Source organism: Peptoniphilus senegalensis JC140 (assembly GCF_000321025.1).
Taxonomy (GTDB): domain Bacteria; phylum Bacillota; class Clostridia; order Tissierellales; family Peptoniphilaceae; genus Peptoniphilus_A; species Peptoniphilus_A senegalensis.
In genome coordinates this window covers 769,434-789,908 of the sequence record NZ_HE610717.1, presented here as the reverse complement: position 1 = coordinate 789,908, position 20,475 = coordinate 769,434, and the positions used below count along the sequence as shown (strand labels likewise).

The following is a 20,475-nucleotide window of genomic DNA, read 5'->3' as shown; positions in this document are numbered from 1 at the left end:
TTTTAACCTTTTATTATTGAGACAAATAGAGGGAGGTACATATGGAAATTGTTAGAACTGAAAATTTATCAAAAACTTATGGAAGTGGAGAAAATCTTGTAAGAGCAATTGATGATGTTAATTTAAAAATAGAAAAAGGAGAATTTATTGCAATTGTTGGACCAAGTGGATCAGGCAAGTCAACGCTTCTTCACTTGTTAGGTGGTGTGGACAATCCAAGTTCTGGAAAAATATTTATAGACGGCAATGACATCTCAAAATATTCATCAAAAGAATTAGCTTTCTTTAGGAGAAGAAAAGTAGGATTAATTTATCAATTTTATAATTTAATCCCAAACTTAACAGTTAGGCATAACATTGAGCTGCCCCTAAAGCTTGATAAGAGAAAAATCAATGATGAAGTCCTATTAGATATTGTTAGAAAACTTGGCATAGAAAATAAGTTAGATTCTTTTCCAAGTGAACTATCAGGTGGTCAGCAACAAAGGGTTGCCATAGCAAGGAGTCTTATCTATTCTCCGTCCCTTGTACTTGCTGATGAGCCAACAGGAAACTTAGACAGAGAAAATTCAAGAGAAATAATTGAAATTTTAAAATATTTTAATAGGACTTTAAAACAGACAATTATTGTAATCACCCATGATGAGTCTATAGCTCTAGAAGCAGAAAGAGTAATAACAATAGTGGATGGAAAAGTAGTGGGAGATGATAAGAATGAATAGGAAGAATCTCTCAATCTCACTTTCACTTTTTATAACTGCAATTTTCTTTACATTTTGCCTTTACATTGGATATGTAAATAATAAGTTTAATTATGAATATTTTAGGAACAGATCAATTTATGATGCCAAAGTCAAGGTCGATACAGTCTCTGGTGACTCAAGCAAATTAAAAGAAATAAAAAACATTAAAGAAGTAGGAGAAGTTGCTGTAGAAAATAATTCAGCCAAGATATCTCAGAATGTCTTAGTGGTAAATTACATAGACCAGGGTTTTAACAAGATGTTAGAAGATAGTATATTAAAAGAGGGAAGCTTTGCTGCAAAAGATAATGAAATTACCATACCAAAAAGTCTTGCAAAAAAAGAAAATTTAAAAATTGGGGATAAGATTGAAGTAGAATTTGGAAATAGATTGGTTGATGGAAAACAAATAAAAGCAGTTTCAAGTGTTACTAAAGATGAGGAATTTATAAGAAAAGATAGCAAAGAATATGTAATAAGTGGTCTCACAAGAAATCTTTACAATGAAAATATGAAGATTTTTTATGCTTCTACTGTCATAGGAAAGGGTCAAAAAACCAATAGCTTTGTAAGATTTGATAATTTTAGAAAAGCCTACAATAATAAAGATAATTTAGAAAAAGATCTTGCATCTGCCTTGAATAAAGATAAAGTAGAACTTGCATTTAGCGAGATAATGAAAGATTACTATAATGTTGATGGAAGTCTTTTACAACAAAATAGGCAGATAATTGTAGACTCTATTTTAATATTTGCTACAATCCTCATTTTTATATTTTTTGTAAAAAATATTTTTACAGTTTGGGGTCTAAGAAAGATAAGAGAAATTTCAATGTACAAGTCCATTGGTTCAACAGATTATCAAATTTATAAATTGCTTTTAAAAGATGGATTAAAAATTTCGCTTCTACCAATAGTTTTAGGACATGTTTTCGGATATGGGGGAATCAACCTCCTCAATCTTGGTATTCAAAGGATTGTAGAGGAAGAGGAAAAGTACAAGTATATAGAATTTTCGCCAAGCCTTTCACTTGTAGTTTTATTAATTTGCTTTTTTATAATTTTCATATCAATATTTGCTCCAGCTAAAAAAATCGCAAAGATAAATATAATTGATGGTATAAAGGGCAACTTTAGTGACAAAAATATAAAACTAAAAAGGAATAAAGATATTTGGAAGGAATTAAAGATAAATAATTTAAAAACTATTTCTTCTCAGAGATATATTTCTGCAATTGGAATGATAATTGTATCAATTTTTTTGATAGTTTTTTCTATGGCAAAGTACAATAGGGTGAAGAATACTTACACTTACAATACGAATATTAATATACTAATTCATTCAAATGAAGCTGAAGTTCCAAATGTCTTAAAGGATATAATGAAGACTACAGAAAATCACAGAGCCTTCCTTTCAACTGAAAAATATATTTCCCTTAGTAAGGATAAAAATTATTCAGATGAGTTTAGGTCTCTTAATTTAGACGAAAAAATGCGAAAATATTACGATAATGGCGAAGATTTTTATCTCGATGGAATTATAACGGCTTTAGATGACCAAACATTTGAAAAAATCGGTGGTAAAAAGGGAGAGGCTTTGCTATTAAATAGGGTCCAAGTCAATCCAAATGCACCTATTGATGGATCAGAAACAACAAAATATTTTAAAAACATAAATAGTTTAAATTACTCTATAACAGAGAAAAAAGATTACAATTATTCAATCAAAGTAGATAAATTAATCGATGACACAAAGGACTTTAGGCAAAGAAGACTACCCTTCAACGTGTATTTATATGTCGACTTTGACACATATTTTAAACTCCTAGATGAATGGAATAAGTACTATTTAAAAAACAATAATGAATTGAAAAGAAACACCTATGAACTTTCAATGCAAGTTGATGAAAGTAAGTTGGAAGATATAAAGAATGAAATTAAAGAAAAATTAGATACATCCATTGCCTATAATGAAACCTATAATTTAACTACAAGCAAAGATGTAGAAGCAAATCGCATGAAAGATGTAAAAACTTTTGGGATTATGATAATTTCTATTGCAAGTATAATTTTTATTTTAAATGTAACTAATGGATATTCTTCTATTAATTTAAGTTTAATGGCAAGAAAAAAAGAAATTGGTTCTTTAATGTCTTGTGGAATAGATGAGGAAGAACTAAAATATAAGTACACAAGAGATTTTATCTTAGAAGAAATAAAATCTCTGGCAATAGTTTTAATAGTAAGTTTAGCTGCTTTATTTATAATTGCAAAAATTTCGCCAACTATGGATATGAAAATTTTATTATCCTATTTTGAATATAAGTATTTTATTGCTTTTTCCATTTTGATTTATGGTATAAATATACTAATCTACAATTTATCTTTAAAAAATATTTTAAAGATTGATCCAATTGATTTGATAAGAGGATTTGACTAGGAGGTAGTCATGAAAAAAAGCCTTAGCAAGTATTTATTTATCGCAGGAGTTTTGGTTTTTTATAATTTTATATTTACTACCGGTAGATTTTTTTGCTGAGTTTACAAATTTAAGACCAATAGGTCTTACCAGTTTATCAATCTTAAGGGTTATTGGCATTATTGGTCTTGTATTTGCAGTAAAAGAAAAGTCAGTTTTCTTTGGAGTATTAAATTTTTTATTAATTATAATATTTCCACTCTTCATGTTTATTAACAGTTTAATATAATTTATTTTAAGTGATGTTAGGGATAATTAATTTTATTCTTAGCATCACTTTTTTATTTAATAAATTTTTACGGCTTCGACTATATTATAAATAAATAAAAAATAATAAAATTATTTCGAGTATAGTCGAATGTAAGTTGAAAAATATTTTTATTTCGAGTATAATCGAAACTAAAGGAGGGGTTTGAATGAAATATATTTTTAGAGCCAAGTACATAAAAAAATAAAAAAATTTATTGATAAGCCAATAGTAAAAATTTTAACTGGAATGAGGCGTGTTGGAAAATCTACAATTTTAAATATTATTAGAGATGATGTTTTAAAGGATGTGCCTGTCGAAAATAAAATTTATATGAATTTTGAATCCCTTGAATTTTTTGATATTAATAATGCAGATTTATTAAAAGATTATTTAGATAAAAAATTGAAGAACAAAAAGGGAAAAGTTTATTTTTTATTTGATGAAATTCAACTTGTTAAGGATTGGGAGAGGGTAATAAATGGACTTAGAGTTAGTCTTAATTCTGATATTTACATCACTGGCTCTAATTCAAAACTAATCTCTGGCGACTTATCCACACTTCTTGCTGGTAGATATGTAGAATTTGAAATTCAACCCTTTACTTTTGATGAATTTTCAGAAATTTATAAAAACTCAAATTTAAGCGAAGAGGAATTATTTCAAAAATTTATAAAAATTGGCGGAATGCCTGGTTTAAAATATTTTAATCTCAACGAAGAAGTTTCACAAAAATATTTGAATGACATTTATAACACCGTGCTTGTAAAAGATGTTTTAAATTACAATAATATAAGAGATGTGGATATTTTTAATAGAATTTTAAGCTTTGCCATGCAAAATATTGGTGCGACTTTTTCTGCTAGTGCCATAAGAAATTACTTGAAGAGTGAAAATAGAAATATTTCTGTTGATACTGTATTAAATTATTTGGAATATTGCAACAAAGCCTTTGTATTGAAGAAAGTTCCAAGATACGATTTAGGAGGCAAAAAGATTTTAAAAGTTGATGAAAAATATTATTTGACGGATCATGGTTTTAGACAGTCTATGGGATTTTCTAATGTTAAAGATATTGAAAAAACTTTGGAAAATATTGTTTACATTGAACTTTTGTCACGAGGATACAGCGTAAAAATTGGAAAAGTCAAAGATAGAGAAATAGATTTTGTTGCAAAAAAAGGCGAAGATATTTCTTATTTTCAAATTGCCTATTTAATGGAAAATGAAGAAACTAGAGATAGAGAATTTGGAGTTTATGATTTGATTAAAGATAATTATCCGAAATATGTTCTTTCAATGGATAAACTTGATTTTTCACAAAGGGGAATTGTTCACAAAAATATCATTGATTTTTTGCTCGAAAGTGAGAAATGATTTTTTTAATAGACTTGAGAAACTTGTAAATAAAATTAGAAAAATATATAATTACTTGGGGTTAGACCCAAGTTTTTTATTTAAAGGAGAAATGATGAAGACTTCATATATATTAATGCTTATTACAATTGTCTCAAAAATCTTTGGACTTTTGAGAGAGAAGGCACTTGCTTACTTTTTTGGAGTTGGCATGGTTGCAGATATTTTTCTAATTGCCTTTCAACTTCCTATGACTTTTACCAATGTCATTAGTGGTGCTGTTGCCAATGGTTACATACCAATGTACGATAAAATTGAAGAAAGGGAAGACAAGAAAAAAGCTGATTTATTTACGGCTAATCTTTCTAATGTTATTTTACTTGTATTTGTTCTTGTTACTATTATTTCTATTATTTTCGCAAGACCTCTTGTAAAATTAATGGCTGAAGGTTTTGAAGGAGAAAAGCTTGAAACTGCTGTATTTGTATCAAGAGTTGCCATGCTCTCCATTGCAGTTACTGCTGTTAGCTCAATTTATAAGGCATACCTTCAAATTCACGAGAGATTTATTATTTCTGTGCTTCACTCAATTCTAATGAATGTAATTTTAATTGGAGCCATGGCAATATCAAGAAATCTTGGCATAAATTATCTTGCCATAGGAATTTTAGTTGCCTTTGTTTTGCAATATGCTATTTTTATAATGCCAATTAAAAAACTTGGCTACAAGCACAGTTTAAAAATTGATTTTAATGAAGATATGAAAGCGATGTTTATTTCTATTCTTCCAATTTTAATTTCCACTTCTGCAATTGAAATTAACTTTATGATTTCTAGATCCATTGCATCGGGAGCTTATGCGGGAGGAATTTCAATTTTAAATTATGCCTACAAACTCCAAAGTTTTGTAACAGGAATAGTTGTCACATCAATAATAACAGCTACTTATCCTAAGCTCGCAAATTTTGGCTCAAAGAAAGATTATGTAAATTTAAAAACTGCACTTTCAGAAGGTCTTTCAAATATGCTACTTCTAGTTGTGCCGGCTGCCTTTGGACTTTATATTTATTCCTTTCCAATTGTAAATCTACTTTTTGTTGGCGGAGAATTTTCTGTTGATGATGCAAAGATTACTGCTACAGTATTATCTTTCTTTGCCTTTGGTGTAATTGGAATTGGAGTTCGTGAAGTTATATCCAGAGTTTTTTATTCTCTTGGAGATAACAAAACTCCAGTTATAAATTCTGTTTTAATAGTAGCAATTAATATCATTCTTGCCCTTTTACTTTCAAAAGTAATGGGAATAAGGGGAATTGCCCTTGCGACTTCTATATCCTTTATAGTTGGGGCTATAGCACTTTACCTTCCATCTATTAAATTAATTGGCAATGTATTTAACAAAAAACTTTTTACAAATGTCATAAAAATTACTATTTCATCAGTTGTCATGGCTTTTTGTTCAAAAATTTTCTACAATATATTAACTAAAAGCTTTGGAATAAATTTATCTCTATTAATTTCTATAATTATTGCAGGTGCTATATACTTGATTTTACTTATTGTATTTAGAGTTGACGAGATAAGTGAGATTAAAAAGTTCATATTTAAGAAATAGCAAAATAGGGAAAATTACCTTTTATTTTACTCTTTAATAGTGTAAAATATTACTTAATAAAGGAGTGATGAATATGAAGGTAATTTTTCACGTAGTTGAAGAAGATAAATGGTCTGCTGTAATTTCAAATGTTAGAGATTTATTAGACACTTTCGATGATATACAAGTTGAAATAATTGCTATGGCTAAGGCTGCTGCACTTTTTAACAGGTACTCTGGAGTTGATTTCGAAGGAGTTATTGGAAATCCAAAAGTAAATATTACAATTGGAAAGAAAGCTTTGGTAGAAAATAGACTTTCAAAGGAATTGCTACCTCATAGCATCAAAGTGGAAGACTTAGTTATAACAAAAATAGTAAAACTCCAAAACGAAGGTTACGCTTATATTAGACTTTAAAAAAGATTCTGCCAAAAGGCAGGATTTTTTTTGCTTTAAGGCTTGAAAGTTGCCATATAAAATGATAAAATACATATTTGCATAATAATAATTAGAGTGGTGATTTGTACTCTAATTGGAGACACTCATTTGAAAGGCTAGGGTGAGAAAATTAATGGTACATCCTGTTAAATATGGGAAACGTGAGAGAATGAGTTTTTCTCGTGTAGACGAAGTTATGTCACTACCAAATCTCCTTGACGTGCAGACTTCTTCATACAAATGGTTAATTGAAGAAGGGTTAAAGGAAGTATTTGATGATGTATCTCCTATCGAGGATTACTCTGGAAATTTAATTTTGGAATTTGTCGATTATTATTTATCTGACGAGATTAAATATGATATTGACGAATCAAAACAGAGGGATACTAATTACTCTGCGCCATTAAAGGCAAAGGTAAGGCTTATCAACAGTGAAACTGGGGAAGTAAAGGAACAAGAAGTCTTTATGGGCGACCTTCCTCTTATGACACCAACTGGTACTTTTGTAATTAACGGAGCAGAACGTGTAGTTGTTTCACAACTTGTAAGAAGTCCAGGAGCATATTACAAAGAAGAGAGAGATAAGACAGGTAAGAAAATCTATTCGGCGACTCTTATTCCAAATAGAGGAGCTTGGCTTGAATTTGAAACTGATGCTCAGGGCGTAATCAATGTAAGAATTGATAGAACTAGAAAACTTCCTATCACTGTTCTTTTAAGAGCATTGGGAGTTGAATCCAACCAAGAAATAATTGATGTTCTTGGCGAAAGTGAAGCACTTTTAAAGACATTAGAAAAAGATATTACTACTAATAAAAATGAAGCTTTACTAGAAATTTATAAAAAGTTAAGACCAGGGGAACCACCAACAATTGATTCAGCACAATCACTTTTTGAAAATATGTTTTTCGATGACAGAAGATATGACCTTGCAAAAGTTGGAAGATATAAATTCAATAAAAAGTTAGGAATCAGTGCAAGAATAGAAAATAATATTCCTGCAGAAGATATAATTGACCCTATGACTGGCGAAATTTTAGCTGAAGAAGGAGAACTTCTAACTAGAGCAAAGGCTGAAAAAATTGAAGCAGCTGGAGTTAATCAAGTTCTTATAAAGACTGATGAAAATTATGAACACGCAACAGATAAGACAATAGTAATAGGAAACAACTTTACTTTTGTTGATGCTTACGAACTTGACTTTGATATGGAAGAGCTTGGCTTTAAAGAAAAAGTTTATAGACCACTTTTCGATGAACTTTACGAAGAATTTTCTGAAGATACAGAAAAATTCAAGGAAGAACTTGTAAAGGCTCATAGAGAACTTTCTCCAAAACATATTTTAATTGACGATATTATCGCCGGTATTAATTATGAATTTGGACTTATGAATAATGTTGGTTCAGTTGACGATATCGACCACTTGGGAAACAGAAGAATTAGATCCGTTGGAGAACTTCTTCAAAATCAATTTAGAATTGGTATTTCAAGAATGGAAAGAGTTATTCGTGAAAGAATGACAGTCCAAGATGCCGATGCAACTACACCACAATCACTTATAAATATTAGACCTGTGACAGCTGCTATAAAAGAATTTTTTGGTTCTTCACAACTTTCACAATTTATGGACCAAAACAATCCTCTATCAGAATTAACACACAAGAGAAGGTTATCTGCACTTGGACCTGGTGGGTTAAGCAGAGATAGAGCTGGATTTGAAGTGCGTGACGTCCATAACTCACACTATGGAAGAATGTGTCCTATTGAGACACCAGAAGGTCCAAACATTGGACTTATAACATCACTTACAACTTACGCAAGAATTAATGATTATGGATTTATCGAGACTCCATATAGAAAAGTTGTTGACGGAGTTGTAACTGATCAAATAGATTATCTAACAGCCGATGTTGAGTACGAACAAATCATTGCACAAGCTGACGAAAGGCTTGATGAAAATAATAAATTTGTTGAAGACAGGATTGCAGCCAGAGGTCATGGCGGTAATGCCGATATATTTGATATTAAAGATGTAAACTACATGGACGTATCACCTCAACAAATTGTTGCAGTTGGTACTTCTATGATACCTTTCTTGGAAAATGACGATGCCAACAGAGCCCTAATGGGTGCAAACATGCAGCGTCAAGCAGTGCCTCTATTAAAAACTGAAGCTCCAGTTGTTGGAACTGGTATTGAATATAGAGCTGCTAAGGACTCAGGTGTTGTAATAGTTTCTAAGAACAAGGGAACTGTTAAAAAAGTTGATGCCGTTCACATTGAAATCGAAAGAGAATTTAATAAGGGCATTGACACTTATAAATTGCACAAATTCATGGGCGGCAACCAAGGCACTACAATTAACCAAAGACCTATTGTAAATGCAGGCGACTCCGTAGAAGCAGGAGAAATTATTGCCGATGGACCAAGTACAGACCAAGGCGAAATGGCTCTTGGCAAAAATATCCTAATAGCCTTTATGAACTGGGAAGGATACAACTATGAAGATGCCATGCTTGTAAGCCAAGAACTTGTAATTGACGATGTATTAACTTCACTTCACATCGAAGAATATGAATCTGAAGCTAGAGATACAAAACTTGGACCTGAAGAAATAACTAGAGATATTCCAAATGTTGGCGAAGACATGTTAAAAGACCTTGACAGCAGAGGAATTATTAGAATTGGTGCAGAAGTTAAGCCAGGAGATATTCTTGTTGGAAAGGTAACTCCAAAGGGAGAAACTGAGCTTTCTGCAGAAGAAAGACTACTTCGCTCAATCTTTGGCGAGAAAGCCAGAGAGGTAAGAGACACATCCCTAAGACTTCCTCATGGGGAACATGGTATTGTTGTCGATGTAAAGACTTTTAATAGATCAGATGGCGACGAACTTCAACCAGGTGTAAATGAAATGGTAAGAGTTTTTGTTGCTACAAAGAGAAAGATTCAAGTTGGAGACAAGATGTGTGGACGTCACGGTAACAAAGGGGTTATTTCTAGGGTAATGCCTAAGGAAGATATGCCTTACATGCCAGATGGTACACCTATCCAAATTGTTCTTAACCCACTAGGGGTTCCTTCTCGTATGAATCTTGGACAAGTTCTTGAAGTTCACTTGGGACTTGCTGCAAAAAAACTTGGATGGCATGTTGCCACTCCAGTATTTGATGGTGCTAACGAAGGCGACATCTTTGATACACTTGAAGAAGCTGGATACTCAAGAGATGGAAAGATTCAACTAAGAGATGGTAGAACTGGAGAAGAATTTGACCACCCTGTAACTGTTGGTTATATGTATATGTTGAAACTTCACCATTTAGTTGATGAAAAAATCCACGCTCGTTCTACTGGACCTTACTCACTTGTTACACAACAACCTCTTGGAGGTAAGGCACAATTTGGTGGACAAAGATTTGGGGAAATGGAAGTTTGGGCACTTGAAGCTTATGGTGCCAGCCATACTTTACAAGAAATGCTTACTGTTAAATCTGACGATATAGTTGGTCGTGTTAAGACTTATGAAGCAATAGTTAAGGGAGAAAATATTCCGCAACCAGGAGTTCCTGAATCCTTTAAAGTTTTAATAAAGGAATTACAATCACTTGCTCTTGAAATTCAAGTGCTAGATGAAAATGGAAATGAAGTTGATCTTGAAGTTGACGAGGATGAACTAACTAAGATTGACAACATTGACGATAAAAACACTGAATCAGAAGATGATATAAAGGAACTTATTGAACACACAGGAACTGCAAATATTGGCATCAGAACAATTTCAAATGATGAAGTTGAGTCTTTTGAAAACAGTCACTTCTATGAAGATGAAGATGAAGATGAAGAAGACGATTTTGATGAATCCGATGAATCTGAAGATTAATTAGTTATTTTTAATTAATAGGAAAGGAGAAGTGCTCCTTGAGCGAACATGAATTATTCCATTCAATAAAAATTGGACTTGCTTCACCAGAAAAGATTAGATCTTGGTCTTATGGCGAAGTAAAAAAACCGGAAACTATAAATTACAGGACATTAAAACCTGAAAAGGAAGGTCTATTTTGTGAAAAAATATTTGGACCAACTAAGGATTGGGAATGTTCCTGTGGAAAATATAAAAGAGTAAGATACAAGGGAGTAGTATGCGAAAAATGTGGCGTTGAAGTCACAAAGGCTAAGGTTCGTCGTGAAAGAATGGGTCATATTGAACTTGCTGCTCCAGTATCACATATTTGGTATTTTAAGGGCATACCTTCAAGAATGGGTCTTGTGCTAGACATGAGCCCTAGAGCTCTTGAAAAAGTTTTATACTTTGCATCTTATGTTGTAACTTATGTTGAACCAGGCGAAACAACTCTTTATGAAAAACAACTTCTTTCAGAAATTGAATATAGAGAGTTCAAAAAAGAATATGGCGACAAGTTTACTGCAAAGATGGGTGCAGAAGCTATTAGAGATCTTCTTCAAAAAGTTGACCTACAAAAGGAAAATGACGAGCTTCAAGAAGAACTTCAAGATGCAACTGGACAAAAGAAAATTAGAATTACAAGAAGACTTGAAGTAATAGATGCCTTCATCCAATCAGATAACAAACCTGAATGGATGATACTTGATGCAATCCCAGTAATTCCACCAGATTTAAGACCTATGGTACAACTTGATGGTGGAAGATTTGCAACAAGTGACTTAAATGATTTATATAGAAGAATTGTAAATAGAAACAACAGACTTAAAAAGTTAATGGACATCAATGCTCCAGACATCATAGTTAGAAATGAAAAGAGAATGTTACAAGAATCTGTTGATGCTCTTATTGACAACGGAAGACGTGGAAGACCTGTAACTGGACCGGGAAACAGACCACTTAAATCTCTATCAGAAATGTTAAAGGGTAAACAAGGTCGTTTCCGTCAAAACCTACTTGGTAAGAGAGTTGATTACTCTGGTCGTTCTGTAATAGTAGTTGGACCAGAGCTTAAATTCTACCAATGTGGACTTCCAAAAAATATGGCTCTTGAACTTTTCAAGCCTTTCGTAATGAGAGAACTTGTAAAAAGAGATTTAACTTATAACATTAAGTCTGCAAAGAGAATGGTGGAAAGAGGAAAAGACGAAGTTTGGGACGTACTTGAAGATGTTATTAAGGATCATCCAGTTCTTCTTAACCGTGCACCGACACTTCACAGACTTGGTATTCAAGCCTTTGAACCAGTCCTAGTAGAAGGCAAAGCTATTAAGCTTCATCCGCTTTCTTGTACAGCATATAATGCCGACTTTGACGGAGACCAAATGGCTGTCCATTTGCCACTATCAACAGAAGCACAAGCTGAAGCAAGACTACTAATGCTTTCAACAAATAATATCTTGGCACTAAAGGATGGTAAACCAATTACTACTCCTACTCAAGATATGGTTCTTGGTTCATATTATTTAACTTTAGATAGAAAAGATAAATTAAAGGGCGATGGTTCAATTTATAGAAACTTTGATGAAATGTTCCATGCTTATCAATCAGGATTTTTGCACCTACAATCTCATGTAGCTGTTAGAAGATATGCTGATGAAAATGACAAGAGAGGTAAAATTGTCCCATCAACTGTTGGTAGATTTATTGTAAATGAATTTATCCCACAAGACTTAGGCTTTGTAAATAGAGATGAAGACAAATATTCTCTTGAAATAGACCAGGTTGTAGACAAAAAACTTCTTGGAAAAATAATTGAAAAGACTTACAAAAAACATGGAAATATAAAAACTGCAGAGCTACTTGACAACATCAAGGCTACAGGATATCACTACTCAACTATTGGAGCTGTATCTATTTCAATGGGTGACGTTGAGATTCCTGACACTAAGCCAGAAATTTTAGCTAATGCAGAAAAAGAAGTTGCTAAATATGAAAAAGCCTTTAGAAGAGGTCTTATATCTGACGAAGAAAGATATGAAAAAGTAATTGAAATTTGGAATAAGGCAACTGATGACTTAACTGACGATGTAATGGACGGCTTTGATGCCCTAAACAACATCTACATCATGGCAGATTCAGGAGCCAGAGGTTCAAAGAACCAAATCAGACAACTTGCAGGTATGCGTGGACTTATGGCATCGCCTTCAGGTAGAACAATCGAAGTTCCAATCACTTCAAACTTTAGAGAAGGCCTTTCTGTACTTGAATTTTATATGTCAGCCCATGGTTCTAGAAAGGGACTTGCCGATACAGCACTAAGAACTGCCGACTCTGGATATTTGACAAGAAGACTTGTAGACGTTTCACAACAAGTAATTGTTTCTGAAGAAGACTGTGGAACTGATGAATATTTAGTAGCAAGAGCCTTTAAAGATGGTAAAGAATTAATTGAATCTCTTGCTGACAGAATTGAAGGAAGATATTCTTTCGAAGATATAGTTAATCCAGAAAGTGGAGAAATTATTGTAAAGGCAAATGAATTTATTTCTGATGATGATGCAGTCCTAATTGAATCACTTGGTATAAAAGAAGTAAAAGTAAGATCAGTCCTTGGATGTAAAACTAAAAATGGAGTTTGTGCACACTGCTATGGTAGAAACCTTGCAACAGGCTCACAAATTGGAATTGGAGAAGCAGTTGGTGTAATTGCAGCTCAATCAATTGGGGAACCGGGTACACAACTTACAATGAGAACTTTCCACACTGGTGGTGTAGCTGCAGCAGCAGATATTACACAAGGTCTTCCAAGAGTTGAAGAACTTTTCGAAGCAAGAAAGCCAAAGGGACTTGCAGTAATTGCAGAACGAGGCGGTATTGTCGACATAAAAGAAACAAATAAGAAGAGAGAAGTTCTTATTACAGCAGAAGATGGAACAGTTGACTCTTACAACATCGTCTATGGCTCAAGACTAAAAGTTAAACAAGGCGATGAAGTTGAGGCTGGAGATGAACTTACACAAGGTTCTGTATATCCACAAGATTTACTTCGTGTAAAAGGCGAAAAAGGTGTACAAGAATACATTGTTAAGGAAGTTCAAAGAGTTTACAGACTTCAAGGGGTAGACATCAACGACAAGCACATTGAAATAATAGTTAGACAAATGCTATCAAAGTGTAAAATCGAAGATGCAGGAGACACAGATTTACTTCCGGGTGCACTTGTAAATGTAGTTGACTATAAAGAAGCAAATAAGATTGCAATAGAAGAAGGCAAAGAACCTGCTACTGCAAAGGTAAATCTTCTTGGAATTACAAAAGCATCACTTGCAACAGACTCCTTCTTATCAGCAGCATCTTTCCAAGAAACTACAAGAGTTCTTACAGATGCAGCTATAAAGGGAAAAGAAGATATGCTTGAAGGCTTAAAGGAAAATATTATAATCGGACAACTTATACCAGCAGGTACAGGCGCTCGTATAAATTCCAAGGTACAAATTGGAATCGACGAAAGCCTAAAAGAAGATTACAATATCCTTGAAGACTCAGAAGTAATAACACAAGATGATGTAAAAGTTGAACTTGAAACTTTAGCAGAAGAAGAGTAAATTAAAAAAATATATTCATAAAAAATAAATTTTAAGTAGGTTGATTAGTCAGCCTACTTTTTTTTGCCAAAAATTTTTAAAAAGAATAGAAAGCAAAATAAAAAAATTTATCTGATATAATTTATTTACAAGGAGTGATAATTTGAAAATTTTTACTGATAGCAAAAAGGGACCTTTAAATAAAATAACAGATGTTAAGGGCGTGAGAGTTGGTCACTCTACAATTAAAAATGGCAAAATAAAAACTGGTGTCACATGTATCATGCCTCATGATGGCGATATTTTTAATGAAAAACTAATTGGAGCATCTTACATAATTAATGGCTATGGAAAAAGCCTGGGTTTAATCCAGCTTGATGAACTTGGCACTCTTGAGTCTCCAATTTTTATGACTAACACCATGAGCCTAGGGGAAGTTTTAAATTCATCTATGAAGTGGATGATTGATAAGTATCCTGATGTGGGCGACAAGTCTGGTGCTCCAAATATAATTGTTACTGAATGTAACGATGGAGTTATTAATGATATGAGAGGACTTCATATCAAAGAAAAAAATGTACTTGAAGCAATTAATAATGTTTCAAGAGATTTCAAATCAGGTTCTGTAGGAGCTGGAACTGGTATGATTTCCTTTAACTTAAAGGGTGGAATTGGATCATCATCAAGAATTATTGAAATTAATGGTAAGAATTATACACTTGGAAGCCTAGTCCTTTCAAATTTTGGAAAGATAAAAGATTTAAAGATAGAAAATAGGGAGATTGGTCGCCAAATGTATTTAAAGTCCAAAGAGAAAAAGGAAGAAAAAGATAAGGGTTCAATCATTATAATAATTGCAACGGACATACCCCTAAGTGCAAGGCAGTTAAAGAGAATTGCCAAGAGATCTACTATAGGTCTTGGAAATGTTGGGTCTTTCTTGGGACATGGGTCTGGAGATATTGCCCTTGCCTTTTCCACTGCAAATAAAATAAAAAATAATTCCTTTGAAGATATAAGGCTTTTAAAAGAAGATTTATTAGATGATGTTTTTAGAGCTGCAGCAGAATCAGTGGAAGAATCCATTATTAATTCTCTAATTTATTTAAAGTCAGAAATAAGTAAAGATGGTAAAAAAATTTTTTCTCTTGAAGATAATTTAAAAAATCTGGGCATTGATTTTTAATTTTTTTAACTTCTTTAAACTTTTATGAGGTGCTATAATGAATTAAGAAGCAAAAGTTTTGATTTATTAAGGAAAGATTGTGGGAGAGGATTTAATGAGTGATTCAACAATATATTTGTTAGTAGCAATTTTTACGTCAGCCTTAGCCACTTTTAGTTACATAAGAAGAGATAAGAAAGAAGAAAAAGATTCTAAGAATGACATAATATATTCTTTCTTAATGGGCAACTTTTTAATCTTACAATATTATTTTAAAGTTTATCAAAATATTGGGATGATAATTATTGTCAGCATCTTGGTTTATTTTGTAGTTTGGGCTATTTATACATTTTACACAGATAGCAAAAGGGGAAAGAAGTTATTGGAAAATAAAAATGAGCCTAAGTGGAAGATTTTATTTATTTCAATATCTTCTATAGTATTTGCAAGCTTTAGTTTTTTAGAATTGAAAGATTGGGATACTATTTTTGGATATAGCAAAATTGAGTTTCAAAAAATTTTAATAATTTCAACTCTTTTTTTATCCTACCTTAAAATTATTTTAGATATGAGAGTTTTAAAAAATATTTTATTTGAAAAGGATATTTGGAGAAGAGCTTTTATTATTTCAGAAATTATTTTGCTTTTAGTACTCGCCTTAGGAAGTGCCTATAACATAAAAAATACAAGTCGCTTTGATTTTTATGTAAAAAGAGAAAATCATAAAGAAATATCAGTGGAGGAATTATGGAATCATTAATTTTATTATTTTTTATACCAGCCATACTTATTTCGTCAATAATTCCATTAACTTATAGATATAAAGAAAATAGGGGAATAGAAACTGAAAGTAGCGCTATAGTGGAAAACTACATATATGTTTTTACAATGATGTCTTTTTGGATTGGCATTGTTTTTAGTCAAAATAAGCCATATATATATTTAGCAGTTTTTGGTCTTGTGGTATATTTTGTTTACAGAACTTACACAGAAGATATTTTGAAAAATAAGTACAAAGACGACCTAAGACTTTATAAGATAACAACAATTATTGTTCAAGGCATTCTTATAATTTATCAACTAATATTTTTTATGACCCTTGAAGATGGTCATAAAGTGAGTTACTTCGCAAAAAATGAATTTTTAATAGTTTTGTCATGCTTTGTGCTAGTTATCTTATGGCTTAGCTACTATTTGTCAAAAAAACTACTTTCAAAAATTTTTGTAGAAAAGGACTCTTACAGAAAAACTTTTGTAATTTTACAAATTTTATATGTATTATTTTTTACAGGATTTACAATCTATGACTTCATAAATATCAATAGATTTGATTTTTACCTTGGTAGATTATTGTAAATTTTAGTAAAAATTTCAAAAAACTAAAGATTATTTTAAAAAATATGAGGAATTCGCTAATTTCTCATATTTTTTGTTGACTTAATGGCTTTGTAATGATAAAATTGATGAGTATTTGAGACGGAAAGACTACCTAAGACTGGGTAGTCTTTGAAATGTCTGATACTATTATTAAAACAGGAGGTGCAATTAATGCCTACAATTAACCAATTAGTAAGAAATGGTAGAAAGAAAATTCACAGTAAATCTAAATCACCAGCTCTTGATGTAAACTATGACACACTTAAAAAAGTTGAAACTGAAGTTAATTCTCCACAAAAAAGAGGAGTATGTGTTGCAGTAAGAACAGTAACACCTAAAAAACCGAATTCAGCTCTTAGAAAAGTTGCCAGAGTTCGTTTGACAAATGGCTACGAAGTTATGGCTTACATTCCAGGAATCGGACACAACCTACAAGAACACAGTGTTGTTTTAATCCGTGGTGGAAGAGTTAAGGATTTACCAGGTGTTAGATACCATATTGTAAGAGGTACTCTTGATACAGCTGGAGTTACAGACAGAAAGCAAGCTAGATCTAAATATGGTACTAAGAAACCTAAAAATTGATAGAATTTTTTATGAGAATTTATAGATTTTTGGCTTACGGGCTCAACCTGAGTACCAATGAATCGACTGAAAAATAGTTAAGGAGGGAAGTTATGCCAAGAAAAGGACATATCCAAAAACGTGAAGTTATGGCTGATCCAATGTATGCTGATGTAGTTATCACTAAGCTTATAAACAATGTTATGCTTGACGGTAAAAAAGGTACTGCTCAAAGAATTGTTTATGGAGCACTTGAAACAATTGCAGAACAAACTGGAGAAGACGCACTTGAAGTATTTTACAAGGCACTTAACAATGTAATGCCTGTACTTGAAGTAAAGGGAAGAAGAATAGGCGGTGCTACTTACCAAGTTCCAATGGAAGTTAGACCGGAAAGACGCCAAACACTAGGACTTAGATGGTTAGTTAAATATGCAAGAGCTAGAGGCGAAAAGACAATGGACGAAAGACTTGCAAAAGAAATCCTTGATGCATCTAACGGACTAGGCGGAAGCGTTAAGAGAAAAGATGAAATGCATAGAACAGCAGAAGCTAACAAAGCCTTTGCTCACTATAGATGGTAATAAGGGGAGGAATTTATGGCTCGCGAAATACCATTAGAGAAATATAGAAATATTGGTATTATGGCCCATATTGATGCTGGAAAGACTACTACTACTGAACGTATTCTTTTCTACGCTGGTAAGATTCACAAAATCGGTGAAACTCACGAAGGGGCAGCACAAATGGACTGGATGGAACAAGAACAAGAAAGAGGTATCACAATTACTTCTGCAGCTACTACTGCACACTGGAAGGGCTACAGACTTAATATTATCGATACTCCGGGACACGTTGACTTTACAGTTGAAGTTGAAAGATCTCTAAGAGTACTTGATGGTGCTGTTGCACTTTTTGATGCAAAAAGTGGTGTAGAACCTCAATCTGAAACTGTTTGGAGACAAGCAGATAAATATCACGTTCCAAGAATTGCACATATTAACAAGATGGACGTTACTGGTGCTGATTTCTTTAGATCAGTTGACACTATTGACAAGAAATTACATGGTAACCCAATTCCAATTCAAATCCCAATGGGAGCAGAAGATACTTTCATTGGAATGATTGACCTTGTTGAAATGAAAGCAGAAATTTATAAAGATGAACTTGGTAAGGAAATCGAAATTATTGATGTTCCTGAAGAATATTTAGACAAGGCAAATGAATATAGAGATAAATTAATTGAAAAAGCTTCAGAATTTGATGAAGATTTAATGATGGCTTATCTTGAAGGCGAAGAAATCGACAAAGAACTTCTTAAAAAAGCTATAAGAAAGGGTACTCTTGCAGTACAAATCACTCCAGTATCTTGTGGTTCTTCTTATAAGAATAAGGGAGTTCAACTTCTTCTTGATGCAATAATTGATTATCTTCCATCTCCAACTGATGTACCAGCTATTGAAGGTACAGATATGGATGGAAATGAAATTAATAGACGCTCATCAGATGATGAACCTTTCTCAGCACTTGCATTTAAAATCGTTACTGACCCTTATGTTGGTAAACTTGCATACTTTAGAGTTTATTCTGGAGTTTTAAAGGCAGGTTCTTATGTAATGAATTCAACTAAGGGCAAGAGAGAAAGAATCGGAAGAATTCTTCAAATGCACGCTAACAAGAGAGAAGAAATTGAAGAAATCCGTGCAGGCGAAATTGCAGCAGCTGTAGGTCTTAAAGACACTACAACTGGAGATACTCTTTGTGATGAAAAGAATCTTGTTATTCTTGAAAACATGGAATTCCCAGATCCAGTTATCTCTGTAGCAATTGAACCAAAGACTAAAGCTTCTCAAGATAAAATGGCTCTTGCTTTAGCAAAACTTGCTGAAGAAGATCCAACTTTCAGAACACACACTGATGATGAAACTGGTCAAACAATTATCTCAGGAATGGGTGAACTTCACCTTGATATCATTGTTGATAGACTTTTAAGAGAATTTAAAGTTGAAGCCAACATTGGTAACCCACAAGTTTCATATAGAGAAGGTATTAAGAAGAATGCTGAAGGCGAAGCTAAATACGCTCGTCAATCAGGTGGTCGTGGACAATATGGTCACGCTAAGATTAGAATCGAACCAAACGAACCAGGTGCAGGCTTTGTATTTGAAAATGCCATCGTTGGTGGTGCAATTCCTAAGGAATTTATTGGACCAACACAACAAGGTATTGAAGAAGCACTTCAATCAGGTATTATTGGTGGATACGAAGTGCTTGATGTTAAGGTAACTCTTTACGATGGATCTTACCACGAAGTCGACTCTTCTGAAATGGCATTTAAGATTGCTGGTTCTATGGCAGTCAGAGATGCTCTTGCAAAAGCAGACCCAGTACTTCTTGAACCTATGATGAAAGTTGAAGTTACAACTCCTGAAGAATACATGGGAGATGTAATTGGAGACATTAACTCAAGAAGAGGAAGAATGGAAGGTATGGAACTTGTAGCTGGAGCTCAAATCGTTACAGCTTATGTACCACTAGCAGAAATGTTTGGTTACGCAACTAGCCTTCGTTCAAATACACAAGGAAGAGCAACCCACTCAATGATATTTGATCACTACGAAGAAGTACCTGCATCAATAGCAGAAGAAGTAGTTGGAAATAAGAAGAAAAACTAATAATTAGGAGGATTAATAATGGCTAAAGCAAAATTTGAAAGAAATAAACCACACGTAAACATTGGAACAATCGGTCACGTAGACCACGGTAAGACAACACTTACAGCAGCAATCACACTTGTAATGAACAAGAGATACGGCAGCGGAGAATTCGTAGACTACGCAAACATTGACAAAGCACCAGAAGAAAGAGAAAGAGGAATCACAATCTCAACATCTCACGTAGAATACGAAACACCAAACAGACACTACGCACACGTAGACTGCCCAGGACACGCTGACTATGTAAAGAACATGATCACAGGAGCAGCACAAATGGATGGAGCAATCCTAGTATGTTCAGCAGCAGAC

14 protein-coding genes are annotated in these 20,475 nt (G+C 32.9%); all 14 read left to right on the top strand.

Annotated elements, in window-relative coordinates; all coding sequences use genetic code 11:
* Nucleotides 1-41: 41 nt before the first annotated feature.
* Entirely contained in the window at nucleotides 42-722 is a 681-nt protein-coding gene (locus tag PTSHG_RS03710; protein WP_019107550.1) for an ABC transporter ATP-binding protein, read from the top strand.
* Nucleotides 715-3,183, top strand: coding sequence for an ABC transporter permease (locus tag PTSHG_RS03705; RefSeq protein ID WP_019107549.1), 2,469 nt, complete (start codon nucleotides 715-717; stop codon nucleotides 3,181-3,183). Before PTSHG_RS03710 ends, PTSHG_RS03705 begins: the two co-directional genes overlap by 8 nt.
* Nucleotides 3,184-3,718: 535 nt before the next feature.
* Nucleotides 3,719-4,846: an ATP-binding protein gene (locus PTSHG_RS09185; protein WP_019107547.1), complete on the top strand. Its 1,128-nt coding sequence runs from the start codon at nucleotides 3,719-3,721 to the stop codon at nucleotides 4,844-4,846.
* Between the two features lie 94 nt (nucleotides 4,847-4,940).
* Nucleotides 4,941-6,440 (top strand): murein biosynthesis integral membrane protein MurJ, encoded by a 1,500-nt coding sequence (gene murJ / locus PTSHG_RS03690; protein WP_026088831.1) that lies wholly within the window; start codon nucleotides 4,941-4,943, stop codon nucleotides 6,438-6,440.
* Between the two features lie 73 nt (nucleotides 6,441-6,513).
* The gene (locus PTSHG_RS03685; protein ID WP_019107545.1) at nucleotides 6,514-6,837 is read left to right on the top strand and encodes a DsrE family protein; all 324 of its coding nucleotides are present in this window, start codon (nucleotides 6,514-6,516) and stop codon (nucleotides 6,835-6,837) included.
* A gap of 154 nt (nucleotides 6,838-6,991) precedes the next feature.
* Nucleotides 6,992-10,735, top strand: coding sequence for a DNA-directed RNA polymerase subunit beta (rpoB, locus tag PTSHG_RS03680; protein ID WP_019107544.1), 3,744 nt, complete (start codon nucleotides 6,992-6,994; stop codon nucleotides 10,733-10,735).
* Between the two features lie 38 nt (nucleotides 10,736-10,773).
* Nucleotides 10,774-14,364: a DNA-directed RNA polymerase subunit beta' gene (rpoC, locus tag PTSHG_RS03675; protein WP_019107543.1), complete on the top strand. Its 3,591-nt coding sequence runs from the start codon at nucleotides 10,774-10,776 to the stop codon at nucleotides 14,362-14,364.
* Nucleotides 14,365-14,506: 142 nt separating this feature from the next.
* Nucleotides 14,507-15,529: a P1 family peptidase gene (locus tag PTSHG_RS03670; protein WP_019107542.1), complete on the top strand. Its 1,023-nt coding sequence runs from the start codon at nucleotides 14,507-14,509 to the stop codon at nucleotides 15,527-15,529.
* Nucleotides 15,530-15,623: 94 nt separating this feature from the next.
* Nucleotides 15,624-16,268, top strand: coding sequence for a FeoB-associated Cys-rich membrane protein (locus tag PTSHG_RS03665; protein ID WP_019107541.1), 645 nt, complete (start codon nucleotides 15,624-15,626; stop codon nucleotides 16,266-16,268).
* Nucleotides 16,256-16,864 carry a hypothetical protein gene (locus tag PTSHG_RS03660; protein ID WP_019107540.1) on the top strand — a complete coding sequence of 203 codons (609 nt, stop codon included), beginning with the start codon at nucleotides 16,256-16,258 and terminating at the stop codon, nucleotides 16,862-16,864. The genes PTSHG_RS03665 and PTSHG_RS03660 overlap by 13 nt, the downstream gene beginning before the upstream one ends.
* A gap of 192 nt (nucleotides 16,865-17,056) precedes the next feature.
* Entirely contained in the window at nucleotides 17,057-17,470 is a 414-nt protein-coding gene (rpsL, locus tag PTSHG_RS03655) for a 30S ribosomal protein S12 (RefSeq protein ID WP_019107539.1), read from the top strand.
* Nucleotides 17,471-17,562: 92 nt separating this feature from the next.
* Nucleotides 17,563-18,033, top strand: coding sequence for a 30S ribosomal protein S7 (gene rpsG, locus PTSHG_RS03650; RefSeq protein WP_019107538.1), 471 nt, complete (start codon nucleotides 17,563-17,565; stop codon nucleotides 18,031-18,033).
* Nucleotides 18,034-18,048: 15 nt separating this feature from the next.
* Nucleotides 18,049-20,124 carry an elongation factor G gene (gene fusA, locus PTSHG_RS03645; protein WP_019107537.1) on the top strand — a complete coding sequence of 692 codons (2,076 nt, stop codon included), beginning with the start codon at nucleotides 18,049-18,051 and terminating at the stop codon, nucleotides 20,122-20,124.
* A gap of 18 nt (nucleotides 20,125-20,142) precedes the next feature.
* On the top strand, nucleotides 20,143-20,475 hold a 333-nt coding region (locus PTSHG_RS09180), incomplete at its 3' end, for a GTP-binding protein (protein ID WP_026088877.1).